The organism is Paucihalobacter ruber (assembly GCF_006494535.1).
Classification (GTDB): Bacteria; Bacteroidota; Bacteroidia; order Flavobacteriales; family Flavobacteriaceae; genus Paucihalobacter; species Paucihalobacter ruber.
The window spans coordinates 171,117-187,579 of sequence record NZ_VHIQ01000007.1 but is presented as its reverse complement, the minus strand read 5'-3'; the positions used below and the strand labels follow the sequence as shown (position 1 = coordinate 187,579).

General features: G+C 39.1%; 15 protein-coding genes and 1 tRNA gene. 1 reads left to right on the top strand and 15 read right to left on the bottom strand.

The window, feature by feature from the left end; genetic code table 11:
- The first annotated feature begins 20 nt into the window (after positions 1–20).
- The gene (locus FJ651_RS14055) at positions 21–281 is read left to right on the top strand and encodes a hypothetical protein (protein ID WP_140991194.1); all 261 of its coding nucleotides are present in this window, start codon (positions 21–23) and stop codon (positions 279–281) included.
- 73 nt (positions 282–354) lie between these two features.
- Here the strand turns inward: FJ651_RS14055 and FJ651_RS14050 are convergent.
- The 15 genes from FJ651_RS14050 to mraZ form a co-directional block, all read right to left on the bottom strand.
- Positions 355–428: transfer RNA gene (locus tag FJ651_RS14050), tRNA-Arg, on the bottom strand.
- A gap of 43 nt (positions 429–471) precedes the next feature.
- Entirely contained in the window at positions 472–918 is a 447-nt protein-coding gene (locus FJ651_RS14045; RefSeq protein ID WP_140991193.1) for a GatB/YqeY domain-containing protein, read from the bottom strand.
- Positions 919–1,064: 146 nt separating this feature from the next.
- Positions 1,065–2,951: a cell division protein FtsZ gene (gene ftsZ / locus FJ651_RS14040; RefSeq protein ID WP_140991191.1), complete on the bottom strand. Its 1,887-nt coding sequence runs from the start codon at positions 2,949–2,951 to the stop codon at positions 1,065–1,067.
- 37 nt (positions 2,952–2,988) lie between these two features.
- Positions 2,989–4,302, bottom strand: a complete 1,314-nt coding sequence (ftsA, locus tag FJ651_RS14035) for a cell division protein FtsA (RefSeq protein WP_140991190.1) — start codon at positions 4,300–4,302, stop codon at positions 2,989–2,991.
- 3 nt (positions 4,303–4,305) lie between these two features.
- The gene (locus FJ651_RS14030; RefSeq protein ID WP_140991188.1) at positions 4,306–5,025 is read right to left on the bottom strand and encodes a cell division protein FtsQ/DivIB; all 720 of its coding nucleotides are present in this window, start codon (positions 5,023–5,025) and stop codon (positions 4,306–4,308) included.
- Positions 5,015–6,367: a UDP-N-acetylmuramate--L-alanine ligase gene (gene murC / locus FJ651_RS14025; RefSeq protein ID WP_140991187.1), complete on the bottom strand. Its 1,353-nt coding sequence runs from the start codon at positions 6,365–6,367 to the stop codon at positions 5,015–5,017. Before murC ends, FJ651_RS14030 begins: the two co-directional genes overlap by 11 nt.
- Positions 6,364–7,464: an undecaprenyldiphospho-muramoylpentapeptide beta-N-acetylglucosaminyltransferase gene (gene murG, locus FJ651_RS14020; protein WP_140991185.1), complete on the bottom strand. Its 1,101-nt coding sequence runs from the start codon at positions 7,462–7,464 to the stop codon at positions 6,364–6,366. Before murG ends, murC begins: the two co-directional genes overlap by 4 nt.
- Complete coding sequence (locus tag FJ651_RS14015) at positions 7,461–8,654, bottom strand: FtsW/RodA/SpoVE family cell cycle protein (protein ID WP_140991184.1); 1,194 nt, start codon at positions 8,652–8,654, stop codon at positions 7,461–7,463. Before FJ651_RS14015 ends, murG begins: the two co-directional genes overlap by 4 nt.
- 10 nt (positions 8,655–8,664) lie before the next feature.
- Positions 8,665–9,996, bottom strand: coding sequence for a UDP-N-acetylmuramoyl-L-alanine--D-glutamate ligase (gene murD, locus FJ651_RS14010; RefSeq protein WP_140991183.1), 1,332 nt, complete (start codon positions 9,994–9,996; stop codon positions 8,665–8,667).
- A complete protein-coding gene (mraY, locus tag FJ651_RS14005; RefSeq protein ID WP_140991182.1) occupies positions 9,997–11,238 on the bottom strand; it encodes a phospho-N-acetylmuramoyl-pentapeptide-transferase in 1,242 nt (413 codons plus the stop codon).
- A complete protein-coding gene (locus FJ651_RS14000; protein WP_140991180.1) occupies positions 11,239–12,702 on the bottom strand; it encodes a UDP-N-acetylmuramoyl-L-alanyl-D-glutamate--2,6-diaminopimelate ligase in 1,464 nt (487 codons plus the stop codon).
- Entirely contained in the window at positions 12,699–14,711 is a 2,013-nt protein-coding gene (locus FJ651_RS13995; protein ID WP_246085378.1) for a penicillin-binding protein, read from the bottom strand. Before FJ651_RS13995 ends, FJ651_RS14000 begins: the two co-directional genes overlap by 4 nt.
- Positions 14,712–15,032, bottom strand: coding sequence for an FtsL-like putative cell division protein (locus tag FJ651_RS13990; protein ID WP_140991179.1), 321 nt, complete (start codon positions 15,030–15,032; stop codon positions 14,712–14,714). It abuts the gene before it with no gap.
- Positions 15,029–15,925: a 16S rRNA (cytosine(1402)-N(4))-methyltransferase RsmH gene (rsmH, locus tag FJ651_RS13985; RefSeq protein WP_140991177.1), complete on the bottom strand. Its 897-nt coding sequence runs from the start codon at positions 15,923–15,925 to the stop codon at positions 15,029–15,031. Before rsmH ends, FJ651_RS13990 begins: the two co-directional genes overlap by 4 nt.
- Positions 15,912–16,382: a division/cell wall cluster transcriptional repressor MraZ gene (mraZ, locus tag FJ651_RS13980; protein ID WP_140991176.1), complete on the bottom strand. Its 471-nt coding sequence runs from the start codon at positions 16,380–16,382 to the stop codon at positions 15,912–15,914. The genes rsmH and mraZ overlap by 14 nt, the downstream gene beginning before the upstream one ends.
- Positions 16,383–16,463: the final 81 nt, after the last annotated feature.

The window sequence follows — 16,463 nt, the reverse complement described above, 5'->3', positions numbered from 1 at the left end:
GCCATATAAATATATTAATTATGGCGACACAAGGACAAAGACAAGATTTTAAATGGAGACCAAATGACTATAGTTCAACAACTTTAGCCAGATATGACCAAGAGGCTGAGCATTGGTACAGAGCTTTTAAAAATGCAGAAAGCAAGAATAGGCCAGTTGATTACAAAGGAGCCTTTAACACAATTGGATTGATTATTAATTTAGTTATTTTAATTGTGAGCTTAGTAGTGATGATAATAATAAAAGGCATTAAATGGTTAAATAAGGACAATAATATGTGACACAATAAATGACACACATGAAAAATAAAAATACCTAAACACTTAATATAAAAGTGTTTAGGTATTTTTATTGTGACCGCGGAGGGATTCAAACCCCCAACCCTCAGAGCCGAAATCTGATGCGCTATTCAGTTGCGCCACGCGGCCATATACCTGCGAAAGCAGGTATCTCATTAATCTATTTTCTAAACTAACTTAATTTTCCTTTCACTATCATAGAAATAGTCTTCCCATCTGCCTTACCGGCAAGCTGGCTAGATGCCATTCCCATCACCTTACCCATATCTTTCATGCCCGATGCACCGGTTTGACTAATAATGGCGTCGATGGCGTTGCTAATTTCCTCTTCACTTAATTGCTCAGGTAAAAACTTACTGATAACTTCAGCTTGAGCCAGTTCAGGCTCTGCCAAATCGGGTCGGTTTTGCTCTGCGTAAATGGCAGCACTGTCTTTGCGCTGTTTAACAAGCTTTGATAAAATTTTAATTTCATCCGCGTCGGTCATCGTCGCATCCGAACCGGAGGTTTGTGCCAATAAGATTTCAGATTTGATGGCGCGTAAAGCAGCCAAAGCTGTTTGATCTTTGTCTTTCATGGCCGATTTCATGGCGTCCATTACTTTCTCCTGCAAACTCATATCTTCTTATTTTAAATAGGACTGCGAAGATAATAAGAATTTGAGATTTTATACCATTTGATTTGGTATTTAAAAATCAAAAACCCGAAAAGCTGTAATACCTTCCGGGTTTGATACAAGTGTGAAACACTCAACTCAATTTGCTATTAATCTACGTTGTCGTGTAAAAATGAATTGTTACTTCTTAGTTGAATATCGTCGTTGTCGTCAGTGCCAACAGACAGTCTTGAAGTAATTGTTTCGGATGAATGCGATGATTCATCAAGATTCACACCTTGTCTTTTATATGCGGGTTCGCGTTCTATTTCATCAATTTTTGCATTGCTGAATTTGTAATTAAAGTCTTTCATTTTACGTCTGCGCTCATTGGCACGTTCTTTCAACAATTCTGATATGGGTGACGTAAGTGGGTCTATTTCCTGCGCTGCTTCGGCAGTATCCTCTTCAAGTTTTATAACTTTCTTTTCAAAAACGGGTTCTTCTACAGCAGGTTGTTTCTTTTGAACCTTTGTTTCGGCTTCATCTTCATGCAAATCTTCAAGCACATAACGCTTCTCGCCTGCTTCATTGGCTTCGGTTACAGTAACTATTTCAATATAACTGTTAACATCTAAATCTTTGTAATCTTCGTCTAACGTAAACATCACCTTATCTTCATTTTCAGGTTCCTTAGGTGTGTTTTCCTTCTTTGGTGTTAAAGGCAAATCGAAAGTAAGGGTGATTTGCTCTTCTTCCTTAGGGGTATCAATTACAGGTGTTTCCTTTTTAACTTCATTAATAATAAACTTGGGTTGCTCAGGTTTTTTATCAATAACTTCTTCGTACGACACATTGATATTTCTTAAAAACTCTGTCGTTGGAATTAAATCTAGCCCTTCATCCACCTCATCTAAATCTAAAGTGTGCACTACCACATCAGGGGTTTTCTCTAACACCACATCTGGGGTAAAAATTGCCGGTTCTGAATCTTTAACACCAAAGTCTGCCTCGTTTTCTTCTTCAAGCGAATGCACTACCTTTTTGGCTTCAGTATTTGATATTTCGTTTTGTTGATCGGCGTTAAAACCGGTAGCAATGATTGTCACAGCAATAGATTCGCCCAAAGACTCGTCTTCACCAACACCCATAATGATATTGGCGCACTGGCCGGCTTCATTCTGAATATGGTCGTTAATCTCGCCTATCTCGTCAATGGTAATTTCTTGCGAACCTGAAACAATTAAAAGCAATACGTTTTTAGCACCGCTAATCTTGTTATCGTTTAATAATGGCGAATCGAGCGCTTTCATAATGGCTTCCTGAGCGCGCGTATTACCTGAGGCTTCAGCCGAACCCATGATGGCAGTGCCACTGTTGCTCAACACTGTCTTGGCATCGCGTAAATCGATGTTTTGTGTATAGTGGTGCGTAATAACTTCGGCAATGCCACGCGACGCAGTAGACAATACTTCATCGGCTTTTGAGAAGCCGGCTTTAAATCCAAGATTACCGTAAACTTCTCTAAGCTTATTATTGTTGATAACGATAAGGGAATCGACGTGCTTTCTCAGCTTTTCAATACCTTGTTGCGCCTGTTCATTTCGCATTTTACCCTCAAACTGAAACGGAATGGTAACGATACCCACCGTTAAGATATCCATTTCTTTGGCCATCTTTGCAATTACGGGTGCCGCACCTGTTCCGGTACCACCACCCATTCCGGCGGTGATAAATACCATCTTGGTATTGGTGTCGAGCATGCGTCTAATATCTTCAAGACTTTCAACTGCTGCGCGTTCTCCAATTTCAGGATTAGCGCCTGCGCCAAGACCTTCGGTAAGGTTGACACCTAATTGAATTTTATTAGGGACACCGCTGTTTTGCAGCGCCTGAGAATCGGTGTTACAAATTACAAAATCTACGCCTTTAATACCTTGTTGAAACATGTGGTTAATGGCATTGCTGCCACCACCGCCAACACCAATTACTTTAATGACGTTTGATTGATTTTTTGGTAAATCGAATGCTATATTTCCAAAATCGTTAGTGCTCATATTGATAGGTTCTTTTTTGGGTTTTATTATGGATTAATTATTCTGCGTTGTCTAAAAATTCTTTAACACGCTCAGTAATTTTATCTAAAAAACTCACGCGTTGTTTTTGAATTGAAACAGGCTCTTGTTCCTCAACTTCTGTTTTTGCCTGTTCTAATTCAGTCTGCTTTATTTCGGCCTGTTTGCGTTGCTGACGTTTAAGTCCGTCCATTACCAAACCAACCGCAGTGGCGTATAACGGACTGGCTACTTCGGTGTCGCTATCACCTGCCAAGTGCTCATTTGGATAACCAATTCTGGTATCCATACCGGTGATGTATTCCACCAGTTGCTTTAGGTGCGTTAACTGACTGCCGCCTCCGGTTAGAACAATACCTGCAATTAGTTTCTTCTTCTGCTCTTCGTGTCCGTAATTCTTGATTTCTACATACACTTGTTCAACTATTTCTTCAACTCTGGCATGTATGATTTTTGAAAGATTTTTGAGGGTAATTTCTTTCGGTTCACGACCACGTAGTCCGGGAATTGAAACAATTTCATTATCGCGATTTTCTCCGGGCCATGCCGAGCCGAATTTAATTTTAAGCAATTCGGCTTGTTTTTCTATAATTGAGCAGCCTTCCTTGATATCTTCTGTAATGACATTGCCGCCAAAAGGAATAACCGCAGTATGACGAATGATACCGTCTTTAAAAACAGCCAAATCGGTGGTACCACCACCAATATCAATCAATGCAACACCGGCTTCTTTTTCTTCACGACTCAACACCGCATCGGCCGAAGCCAGAGGTTCTAAAGTGATACCCTCTAATTGCAGTCCAGCGCTTTGTACACAACGGGCAATGTTTCTTATTGATGACACCTGACCAACCACTACGTGAAAATTGGCCTCGAGTCTGCCACCATACATCCCGATGGGTTCTTTAATTTCGGCTTGTCCGTCAACCTTATACTCCTGTGGCAATACATGGATAATTTCTTCACCGGGAAGCATGACCAGCTTGTGCACCTGATTGATTAAGCGATCTATATCTTCTTCGTCAATAACCAATTCTGAATTGGCTCTGGTAATATAATCGCTGTGCTGCAAGCTGCGAATGTGCTGGCCTGCAATACCAACTGTAACCGACTCAATCTTATGCCCCGAAGCCGCCTCGGCTTCTTGAACAGCCTGCTGTATAGATTGAATGGTTTGCGTGATGTTGTTGACCACACCACGATGTACACCCAAACTTTTGGCTTTACCAATGCCAAGAATTTCAACCTTGCCGTATTCATTTTTACGGCCAACCATAGCCACAATTTTTGTGGTACCAATGTCTAAACCAACTGCAATTTTATTAGTATCCATGTTTTATTTTTTTGTACAAATCACCTGATTATCAAATTTTAAATTTACCATTTTGTAGGTTGCCAAAGAACTGTCTTTTGCAGCCTTTTGATAAAATGCCTTTAGATTATTAATCTTTTTATCTAACTGGCTTAAAGTCCCAATATGCACTTTTAAGTTGTTATTTCTAAGCCTTAAATCGAATGTTTGATCTTCATGAAAAATCATTTCTATAACATGCGATTTTAAAAACTCATCACCATCAACCTTTCTGGCCAGCGGTGCGACATGAGAAATGTTACTTTTGTTAACAACTCCTGTAACCAGCGGCACTCTGGCAGTATAATTAGAACTTAACGGCATATAAGTACCTTGTTCATCAATATAATACGATGCATTGGTACTTACACGCGCAATAGGCCTTTTTTGCTCGATTTCAGCTGTTAACACACCATCAACCGACAAATAAACCTGAGCATCTTTGATAATTTGGTTGGTATTCAGGGCAGATTCCAAACGGTTCAAATCTATAATTTCTTTAGGCTTATTTATAACACCTTGTTGATTTTGTATTAACAATTTACTAACATTCTCGGTCGTGAGGAACATGGTTTGATCGCCTTTAAAAACAACGTTTAAATTTGAAACTTCACGCTTTGCGTTTTTAGTGTTACTAAAAGCAAACAATCCAGCCACAGCAATGGCAAGAAAAGGCAATTTAATATGTCTTAATTTAACCTGCATATTTTAATGTTTGCTTGATGTTATAAACTTCTTCGCCAATATCGCCCGCTCCCAGGCTTAAAACTACCTGTGCTTTGTTTTGCTTTAATACTTGTAATAATTCGGTTTTACTTAACAGCGCTTTATTCTTGTTCTCTACTTTGTCTAACAGCCATTGCGAAGTCACTCCGTTAATTGGTAGCTCTCTGGCAGGATATATATCCAATAAAATAACATTGTCAAAACCACTCAGGGCTTTTGCAAAATCATCGGCGAAATCTCTTGTACGACTGTAGAGATGAGGCTGAAAAATTACCGTGATAAATTTACCCGGATACAGTTCTCTAACAGCCTGTAGAACTGCTTTAATTTCCTCGGGATGATGCGCATAATCGTCAATGTAAACCAAATTGTCTTCTTTTATGTGATACGAAAATCTACGTTTCACACCCATAAAAGATGCCAATGCCTTGGCGAGCTGTTGGTGAGGGCAACCATACTCCACAGCCATCGCCAGGGCTATTAATGCATTCGACAGATTGTGTCTACCGGGTAGGTTAAATTTAAAATCTTTAAGTATGCCTTTAGGTGTTTTTACATCAAACACATAATGACCGTTTTCTATTCTTATATTTTGTGCCGAATAATCGGCATTGTCTTCTATACCGTAGGTGATGCCTTTTAATGGTAAGCCGTTTTTAACAAAGAGTTTTCCGTTGGGTTTAATGCACTTTGAAAACGCTACAAAGGCCTCTTTTATTTCGGATGCTTCTCCATAAATATCCAAATGATCGGCATCCATTGATGTGATGCAGGCAAAATCAGGACTCAATTTTAAAAATGAACGATCAAATTCATCGGCTTCTACAACCGACACTTCCGTTCCGTTAACAATAAGATTTGAATTGTAATTAACGCTAATACCACCCAGAAATGCTGTTAAGGGTACGTTGCAACTGTAGAGCAAATGCCCTAAAATCGCCGATGTTGTAGTTTTACCGTGGGTACCGGCAACAGCCAGACAAAAGGTGCTTTTTGTAACATCACCTAATAACTCAGCGCGCTTTAATACCTTAAAATTATTAGATTTAAAAAAGTTGAGCTGGGTGTGATTTTGCGGAATCGCCGGTGTGTAAACCACCAGTGTTTTTTCTGAATTTTTGTAATGCTCCGGAATGGCCTCTAACTTATCTTCAAAATTTACAATGGCCCCAAGCACCTGTAATTGCTCTGTAATTTCAGATTTGGTTTTATCATAACCGGCAACTGCTGTTTTACCAGCCATAAAATAACGTGCCAGCGCACTCATGCCTATACCGCCAATGCCAATAAAATAGATATGTGTGAAGCGGTTGATATTCATGAGGCTTTTAATAATTTTTCAACTTGTTTAACTATATCACTCGTAGCATTGGGCATTGCCAACGCTTTGATATTGGTGCTTAATTGTTCTCTTAATGATGACGAGCTGAGCAACTGTGTAAACCGGTCGCTAAATTGTTGATCTAAATCTTGTTCTTTTATAAGAATCGCTGCTTGTTTCTCTGAAACCGCGAGAGCGTTTTTGGTTTGATGATCTTCGGCTACATTGGGCGAAGGAATAAAGATAACAGGCTTTCCAACAATGCACAATTCTGACACCGAACTGGCACCGGCACGAGAAATGATAACATCGGCCGCAGCATAAGCCATATCCATTCTATCTATAAAAGGCATGACCTGAATGTTGATGCCGTCATGATATTGTTTGTATTGCTCGTAATACAGTTTACCACATTGCCAAATCAACTGAACTTTTTGAGACGCAAACAACGGTAACTGAGATTCAATAAGCTGGTTAATGCGTCGCGCTCCCAGACTTCCACCTAACACCAGTAAGGTATAATTGTTGTGTTTTAGCTTGAAAAAATCTTTTCCGGTGATGGATTTACCCGAAATACTCAATAAATCTTTACGTACCGGATTCCCGGTTTTGACAATCTTTCCTTTAGGGAAAAACCGTTCTAAGCCGTCGTATGCAACGCAAATACAATTCACCTTTTTACCCAATATTTTATTGGTGATTCCCGGATAAGAATTTTGTTCCTGAATGAGCGTTGGAATGCCTTTCATAGTAGCCACCTGTAATAAAGGTCCGCTGGCAAAGCCTCCGGTACCAATAGCCACATGTGGTTTGAAATTATTAATAATGCGTCTTGCTCTTAACAAACTGCTAATGAGTTTTAAGGGAAACGCCACATTTTTTAAACTCAATTTACGCTGAATACCCGATATCCATAAGCCTTCGATGTTATAGCCGGCTTGCGGTACCTTTTCCATTTCCATTCGGTTATAGGCACCAACAAATAAAAACCGGGCATTGGGATACCTGCTTTTTAATTCGTTGGCAATGGCAAGGGCCGGATAAATATGTCCGCCGGTGCCGCCACCTGAAATGATAATGTTATAATTTGCACTCATATAGTTTCGCTGAGTATCTCCAGCGGATTTTCTTCTTGATCTACTTCTTTTTTTATTTCTTGTCTTTTAGCACTTACACTTAAAACAATACCCAATGCCAGGCAGGTCATCCATATAGATGTGCCACCACTGCTTATGAGCGGTAATGTTTGTCCGGTTACGGGAAACAGCTCAACTGCCACTGCCATATTTACCAATGCCTGAAATATAATTGGCAAGCCCACGCCCAACACCAGTAGTTTTCCAAAAACGGTATCGGCCTTTTGCGAGACAATCACAATTCTAAACAACAACCAGGAATACATAATCAGTAAAAACACACCACCAATAAGACCGTATTCCTCAACGATGATAGCGAAAATGAAATCGGATGACGATTGTGGTAGAAAGTTTTTCTGAACGCTTTTACCGGGTCCAACACCTTGTATTCCTCCGGTGGCAATGGCTATTTTTGCTTTTTCAATTTGGTAATCTGCTTCGGAAGGCTCAGAATTTGAGAAATTTTGAATGCGATTCATCCAGGTATCAACCCGGTTTGGCATTAAGGTTGGAAATGCCTTGGCCGTTAAAATAAAAAACCCAAAGGCCACAATTGCCACTCCTAAAATACCCAACAAATATTTTAACGGATAACCACCAATAAAGGTGAGAATTAACACCATGCTAAAAATGATGGCCGTTGTCGAAAAATTGGCCGGAAGAATCAGTGCTAAAACGATGAACACCGGTAACCATAATGGTAAAATACTTTGTTTAAAAGTGATGGCTTGATCTGAAATTTTAGACAGATAACGCGCTACATACACCAATAAAACCACAGCTGCCAAAGTAGAAGTTTGAAAAGACATACCTACAACCGGAATTTGAATCCAACGGCTGGCATTTGCTCCATCAATGGTTTTACCCTGTAACAGGGTAAGAATCAACAAACCAATTACTACCGGAATCATCACAATAGACAAGCCTTTAAAATAGCGGTAAGGTATTTTGTGTACACCATACATTATGGCAAAGCCCAAAAACAAATGCATAAAGTGTTTCAGAAAGAAGCTGAATGTACTACCAACAGCACTGGTATAAGCCAAATTACTGGCAGCACTGTACACCGGTAAAAATGAAAATATAGCCAACAAGGTAATGATAGCCCAGATAAGCTTATCGCCTTTTATATGTTGAAATACATTTTGCATTGATACCTTATTATAATTTTCTTACTGCCTCTTTAAATTGTCGGCCGCGATCTTCGTAATTCTCAAATAAATCGAAACTGGCACAAGCGGGAGACAACAAAACATTATCGCCAGCTTTTGCTATTTTATAAGCTATTTTCACAGCTTCGCTCATAAATTGTGTTTCTATGATGATATCTACCATTGATGAGAAAGTATCCATCAATTTTTCATTATCTACACCCAAACAAATAATAGCTTTTACCTTTTCATTTACAAAGGGAAATAATTCTTCGTAGTTATTCCCCTTATCTTGTCCGCCAACAATCCAAACCGTAGGCGCATCCATACTTTCGAGCGCGTAATAAGTGGCATTAACATTAGTAGCCTTCGAGTCGTTGATATAATTGACTTTATTAATTTTTAACACATGTTCTAAACGGTGTTCTACGCCTTGAAAGTTTTCTAAACTCTCTCTAATGGTTTGCTTTCTAATACGAAGCAATTGCGCCACCGTTGAGGCGGCCATGGCATTTTTAATATTGTGATTTCCTTCTAAGGTTAAATTTGTTGTAGGCATAGTTATTTTATTGTTATCTATAGTTATAATAATATGTTTGTCTTTGTAATACGCGCCATTTTCAACAGTTTTAGTCAATGAAAACGGCAGCAATCTTGCTTTGATTGAGAAATTTTTCAGGTTGGCCTCAATTACAGGATCATCGGCGTCGTAGATGAAATAATCATCTTCTGACTGATTTTTTGTAATAGAGAATTTTGAAGCGATATACTTTTCAAACTGATAATTATAGCGGTCCAAATGATCTGGTGTGATATTGGTTAACACTGCAATGTGCGGCTTAAAACCCAACGTACCGTCCAATTGAAAACTACTTACTTCAAGCACATAGTTTGGAAAATCTTGTTCCAATACCTGTTGTGCAAAACTGTTCCCAATGTTACCCGAAAGTCCAACCTGCAACTCTTGTTTAAGAATATGGTATGTAAGCGATGCCGTTGTGGTTTTACCGTTACTACCGGTAATAGCCACCAGATTTGCTTTTGTATACCTTGCCGCAAATTCAATTTCGGAAATAACTTCAACACCTTTGGCATTGAGCGCTTTCACAAGCGGAACTGTATCGGGGATTCCCGGACTTTTCACTACCAAATCTGCATTTAGAATTAAAGCTTCGGTATGTTGACCTGATTCCCATTCAATAGCATTATTTAAAAGAACGTTTTTATATATTGGTTTGATTTCGGATTTGTCTGAAACAAATACCTCAAACCCTTTTGCCTTTCCCAGAAGTGCCGCTCCTGCGCCACTTTCGCCTGCACCCAATACCACTAACCGCTTCATTTATCTTATCTTAAGCGTTACTACCGAAATAATAGCCAGTAAAATGCCAATAATCCAAAACCGTGTTACTATTTTGCTTTCGTGATATCCTAATTTTTGATAGTGGTGATGCAAAGGCGCCATTTTGAAAATGCGCTTGCCTTCACCAAATTTTTTCCTGGTGTATTTGAAATAACTCACCTGCATGACCACCGATAGATTTTCGGCCAGAAAAATGCCGCATAAAATGGGGATGAGCCATTCTTTTCTAACTGCAATGGCAATAACCGCTATGATACCACCTATGGTTAAGCTACCGGTATCACCCATAAATACTTGAGCCGGATAAGTGTTGTACCACAGAAACCCGATGAGCGCTCCCACAAAAGCGGTGATATAAATAGTAATTTCTTCAACATTAGGTATGTACATAATATTGAGATAATCGGCAAAAACAATATTACCCGAAACCCACGCAAAAATGCCAAGGGTTAAAACAATGATGGCCGAAGAACCGGCTGCCAAACCGTCGATACCATCGGTAAGGTTGGCACCGTTTGATACCGCTGTTATGATAAAAATTACAATGGGAATAAATAACAACCAGGCATAATTAGCCAACGACGGATGAATCCATGTAATTAAAGTGGCGTAATCAAACTCATTTTGTTTTACAAACGGAATGGTGGTTTTGGTCGAGCGATGTGCTTCTTCAAATAATTTGGATGGTGAAATATTTGGATTTTCAGCTCTAAGTTCGCGCTGAACTTCAACTGGCACTTTTTCCTTGATGGTGACATCAGGACTAAAATACAAAGCTGCTCCAACGATAATACCCAATCCAACCTGACCAATGACTTTAAATCTTCCTTTAAGACCTTCTTTATTCTTTTTAAATTTTTTAATGTAATCGTCAATAAACCCGATTACACCCATCCATAAGGTAGTTACAATTAATAAAATAATGTAGATATTGGCCAATTTTGCAAACAACAATACAGGCACTAGTGTAGCCATGATAATGATGAGGCCGCCCATGGTTGGTGTACCGGCTTTTTCAGACTGACCTTCCAAACCCAAATCTCTGATGGTTTCACCAACTTGCTTTCTTTGTAAATAAGTAATGATGCGTTTTCCGAAGATAATGGAGATGAGTAATGACGTAATAATAGCCGCCGCCGCTCTAAAGGTTATAAAACCAAAAAGTGCCGCTCCGGGAACGTCGTAGTGTTGTTGTATGTATTCAAATAAATAGTATAGCATCTACTTTTGTAAGGCTTTTAAAAATTCTTTTACAATTTTAAAATCATCAAAATCAAAACGTTCGCCGCTAATTTCTTGATAGGTTTCATGACCTTTACCGGCAACCAGAATAATATCTCCCGGTTTGCACATTTGGCAAGCCGCTTTAATGGCTTGTTTACGGTCTAAAATGGACAACACCTTTTTATAATGTTGTGGTTCTACACCTGCTTCTATGTCTTTAATAATTTGATCCGGGTTTTCGGTTCTTGGATTATCACTGGTAAAAATTACCTGATTGCTCAAGTATGCGGCTATTTTGCCCATTTCGGGGCGTTTGGTTTTATCTCTGTCGCCACCACAACCAACAACTGTGATTAAAGTTTCATTATTAGTGCGAATGCTGTTAATGGTTTCCAGTACATTTTTAAGTGCATCGGGTGTATGGGCATAGTCAACAATAGCTGTTACTTTTTCCTCTGAAATGGTATACTGAAACCTGCCGCTCACGCTTTCCAGTTCGCTTATCAAACGAAGTGTTTCAAAGGTTTCCATCCCTAACAAATCGGCAGTAGCGTAAATAGCCAATAGATTATAAGCATTGAAAGCGCCAATTAATTTAGACCAAACCTCGTTATCATTGATTTTCAGCATTAAGCCTTCAAACTGATTTTCTAATATCTGGGCGCGATAGTTGGCGTAGCTTTTTAGGGCGTAGGTATATTTTTTAGCCGCCGTATTTTGCAGCATCAACAAACCGTTTTTATCGTCTACATTGGTAAGCGCAAAGGCTGTTTTGGGTAATTGATCAAAAAATGCCTTCTTTACGTCGCGATAAGCAGCAAAGGTTTTGTGATAGTCTAAATGATCATGCGTTAAATTGGTGAAAATGCCACCTGTAAACAATAATCCTTTGGTGCGGTTTTGATGGATACCGTGAGAGCTGACTTCCATAAAACAGAACTCGACACCTGCTTCACACATCAGATTTAAGTAATAATTGATGGTTAACGAATCGGGTGTAGTATGGGTTGCAGGATACAGTTGGTCATCAACCAAAATTTTAACGGTTGATATTAAGCCAACTTTAAATCCGGCCTTTTTAAACAATTGATATAACAACGACGTTACCGTGGTTTTTCCGTTGGTTCCTGTAACGCCAATAAGTTTTATATTCTCTGAAGGATTGTAATAAAAATTGGCTGCCATAAAAGCCAAGGCTGCCGAAGTATCTTCCACTTCAACATAAGTGATATGATCGGCTAGCTTTTTGGGCAAAACTTCACAAACTACAACTACTGCACCATTGGTTAATGCCACATCGATATATTGATGCCCGTCTGAAAGCGTACCTTTTATGGCCACAAAAACGTCGTTATCGGCAACCTTTCTCGAATCAAACTGAATATTTTTTACAGACACCCCGGTACTGCCAACTACTTTGTTGATGGTAACCTTATATAATATGTCTCTTAAAATACTCATATAGCTTCCAAAACCACAGTTTGCTGATTGTTTAATTTAGTTCCTGAATTAACAGATTGACTTTTTACTACACCTGAGCCTTTCAGTTCAATTTGAACTTTGACATCCATATTCTCAAGCAATGTTAATGCATCCATAACCGGCAAACCTACAAGAGCTGGCATTACCGTTTTGTAGTTATTGGCTATGCTGTAAAACCTATTGTAATCTTTTTCTACCGGTAAATCCTGAAAGTCTAAATTGTATACCTCGTCTATTAAAGGCGTATCGGTATAAATTTTTTGTGCTATTTTTTTGAATACAGGACCAGACACATCTGCACCGTAGTAGCCAACTTCCTTGTCGGGTTCGTGGATAACCACAATACAAGAATATTTAGGATTTTCGGCCGGAAAGAAACCCGCGAAAGACGAGATATAATTTAGCTTGTCTTTATCTGAATAGTTCTTTTGACAAGTACCGGTTTTACCAGCCATAGAAAAATTTGGAGAATATAATTTATGGCCGGTACCGTGCTTTTTCTCAACCACATTTGTCAGTAATTGTTTGACTTTTGCAACAGTTTCGGGTGAACAAATTTGCGGATTGATGACCTCTTTTTGATACGGTTGAATTACCTGATCAAAATAACGCACCTCTTTTAAAAATTGGGGTTTTACCATTTCGCCGTTATTGGCAATGGCATTGTAAAAGGTAAGCGTTTGTAAAGGTGTAAAAGAGACGCCATAACCGTAAGCCATCCATTGCAGGGCAATACCACTCCAGCGTTCTTTGTCATCGGGATGCGGAATAATAGGTTTCCCTTCACCAATTAAAGGTAAATCCAAGGTGTTGTGCAAATTCATTTTTTGCAATTGCTCCACAAATTTTCGAGGATCGTTCTTATAGTGTTCATTAATAACAGATACGATACCTGTATTTGAAGACACTTCAAAAGCCTTGGCAATAGAAATTTTTCCATAACCTCCATGTTTGCTATCTCTAACCTTTTTACCATAGAAGGATAAAATGCCGTTTTTGGTATCAACTATATCGGTAGTGTCAACCACTTTGTGCTCAAGCGCTGCCACAAGTGCCATTAATTTAAAGGTAGAACCGGGTTCATGGCTTTCGCCAACCGCATAGTTTAATTTTTCGTAATAATTACCATTTGAAGTTCTTCCTAAATTAGAAATGGCCTTGATCTCGCCTGTGGCTACTTCCATCACCACCACGCAACCGTGGTCTGCTTTGTAGTATTCCAATTGCTCTAGCAAGGCGTGATGCGCTATATCCTGAATATTGACATCTATAGTGGTATAGACATCGTAACCATCTTTTGGTTCAACTTCATTATAATCGGTTAGTGGTTTCCACTGGCCATTACCAATTTTAACCTTTAAACGCTTACCGTCTACACCTCTTAAATATTCTGCACCAAACGCACCATCTATTCCGGCACGGGTGATATTACCTTTATCGTCAACGCGCTCATAACCAATACTACGTTCGGCAATTGCACCCATAGGATGCTCGCGCTTGGTGGTTTGTTCTACAATTAATCCGCCTTTAAATGCACCTAAATTTAATAGTGGAAAGTTGCTGATACGCAGATATTCTGAGTACTTTAAATTACGTGCTATTAAAAAGTAACGATTTTTATTAATGCGCGCCTTTTGCAATTCTTTTAAATGGTAGGCTGATGATTTTCCGGTGAATGCAGCGAGAGAATCAGCCAAAGATTTAACATGTGCATCAAATCTGGTTTTTGTTGGCGTTAAGGCATCAAAACGAATGTCGTATTTTGGGATTGAAGTAGCTAATAAACTGCCATCTGTTGCATAAACATTTCCGCGATTGGCGGGGATTACCACATTTTTTATAGTGCGCTTTTCGGCCATATCGCGATAGGTATCGCCATTAATAAACTGAATGCTTAGTAACTTTAACAATACCGCGATGGCAAAGACAAAGAACATGCCCGAGACAAAATACAACCTGTTTAATATGTGCTTTTCTTTTACAGCCACTTAATTATCTTGCTTTTTAACTTTAATTTTTTGAGGTGGATTAACAGACGGATGAATATCTTTTTCGGCCATTACCTTCACCACATGCGATTCCATTTTTAACTGCATTAATTTTGATCTTTCTTCAACAAAAGCCGAGCGTAATTCTTTAATTTCATTGTTTATTTTGGCAATTTCATACACTTTTTGATCCACACTATGTGAGCTTGCAATCATGATAATGGCCAAAACCGAAATAAAAATGATGGCACGCCAGTTTTTAAAAGCGTCATCACTCACCAAAAATGTTCCTCTTAAGATGCTGTAGATGTTCTTTTTCATAAGCGTTCAGCAATTCTAAGTTTTGCACTTCTGGCTCTGTTGTTCGATTCAATTTCTTCGGCCGAAGGGATGATGAAATTGCCAACCTTTTTAAATGGCACTTCAAAATTCCCAAACATATCCTTTTCCGGTTCGCCCTCGAACATACCACTTCTTATAAATCGTTTAACCAGCCTGTCTTCGAGAGAATGGTACGATATCATGCTTAGTCTGCCGCCTTTGTTAATCAAATCGGGGGTTTGCAGAAGCAATTCCTTTAAAGCTTCAATTTCTTGATTCACTTCTATTCGGATGGCCTGATAGATTTGCGCCAATATTTTGTTTTCCTTTTTAGGAATTAAAAAGCGTTTTAATACCTGTTTTAACTCGCTGCCGGTATTAATTGGACTATTACTTCGGGCTGATACAATGTCTCTTGCCATGGCCGGAGCCTGACGCAGCTCGCCATATTGCCAAAGTACTTGTCTTATTTGTTGCTCCTCGTACTGGTTAATAACCTGATAGGCGCTTAGTTGATCATTTTGATTCATGCGCATATCTAATTTGGCATCGAAGCGTGTTGAAAAACCGCGCTCAGCTATATCAAATTGATGCGACGACACGCCAAAATCGGCCAAAATGCCGTCTACTTTTTTAACGCCATAAAACCTTAAAAACCGCTTTATATGCCTAAAGTTTTGGTGAATAAGCTGAAATCTATCATCGTCGATGGCATTTTCAAGAGCATCCTGATCTTGATCGAAAGCATAAAGCCTGCCATCGGGACCCAATCTTGACAATATTTCGTGACTGTGGCTGCCACCACCGAAGGTAACATCTACATACACACCGTTTGGTTTAATGTTTAAACCATCTACAGTTTCTGTAAGTAGTACAGCTTTATGATAGTCCATCGTTGTCGTCATCTTGTCCCATTACTTCTTCGGCCAAATCAGCAAAATCTTGAGTGGCACTGGTTATAGCATCTTCATAACGGTCTTTATCCCAAATTTCCAAAATGTTCACTGCAGAAGCCATGACCACCTCTTTGGTGATACCTGCAAAGCCTTGCAAATCTTTTGGTATGAGAAGTCGACCATTGTTATCAACTTCAATAATTTTTACACCTGCAGTAAACAGCCTGATAAAATCATTGTTCTTTTTTTTGAAGCGATTGAGCTTGTTTACCTTATCCATCAATCTATTCCACTCGGTCATTGGGTAAAGCTCTAAACAGGGTTGAAACACAGCACGTTTAAGCACAAAACCTTCCTGCAATGAGGAAGTTAATTGCTTTTTAAGAGCAGCGGGTAACATAAGTCTGCCCTTGGTATCTGCTTTACATTCGTATGTACCTATTAAACTATTCAAGTTCGGCCGATTAGTATTTCAACGATGACAAGCCAAATATATTGAAAAAAAATCCACTTTTTACCACTTTTTACCACTTTT

Coding starts and splice junctions, on each gene's coding strand:
- FJ651_RS14045 (WP_140991193.1), bottom strand. CDS start 918: ATGAGTTTGCAGGAGAAAGTAATGGACGCCATGAAATCGGCCATGAAA.
- FJ651_RS13990 (WP_140991179.1), bottom strand. CDS start 15,032: ATGAAAAAGAACATCTACAGCATCTTAAGAGGAACATTTTTGGTGAGT.
- murG (WP_140991185.1), bottom strand. CDS start 7,464: ATGAGTGCAAATTATAACATTATCATTTCAGGTGGCGGCACCGGCGGA.
- mraY (WP_140991182.1), bottom strand. CDS start 11,238: ATGCTATACTATTTATTTGAATACATACAACAACACTACGACGTTCCC.
- FJ651_RS14015 (WP_140991184.1), bottom strand. CDS start 8,654: ATGCAAAATGTATTTCAACATATAAAAGGCGATAAGCTTATCTGGGCT.
- murD (WP_140991183.1), bottom strand. CDS start 9,996: ATGAAGCGGTTAGTGGTATTGGGTGCAGGCGAAAGTGGCGCAGGAGCG.
- ftsZ (WP_140991191.1), bottom strand. CDS start 2,951: ATGAGCACTAACGATTTTGGAAATATAGCATTCGATTTACCAAAAAAT.
- ftsA (WP_140991190.1), bottom strand. CDS start 4,302: ATGGATACTAATAAAATTGCAGTTGGTTTAGACATTGGTACCACAAAA.
- FJ651_RS14030 (WP_140991188.1), bottom strand. CDS start 5,025: ATGCAGGTTAAATTAAGACATATTAAATTGCCTTTTCTTGCCATTGCT.
- FJ651_RS14055 (WP_140991194.1), top strand. CDS start 21: ATGGCGACACAAGGACAAAGACAAGATTTTAAATGGAGACCAAATGAC.
- FJ651_RS14000 (WP_140991180.1), bottom strand. CDS start 12,702: ATGAGTATTTTAAGAGACATATTATATAAGGTTACCATCAACAAAGTA.
- murC (WP_140991187.1), bottom strand. CDS start 6,367: ATGAATATCAACCGCTTCACACATATCTATTTTATTGGCATTGGCGGT.
- rsmH (WP_140991177.1), bottom strand. CDS start 15,925: ATGGACTATCATAAAGCTGTACTACTTACAGAAACTGTAGATGGTTTA.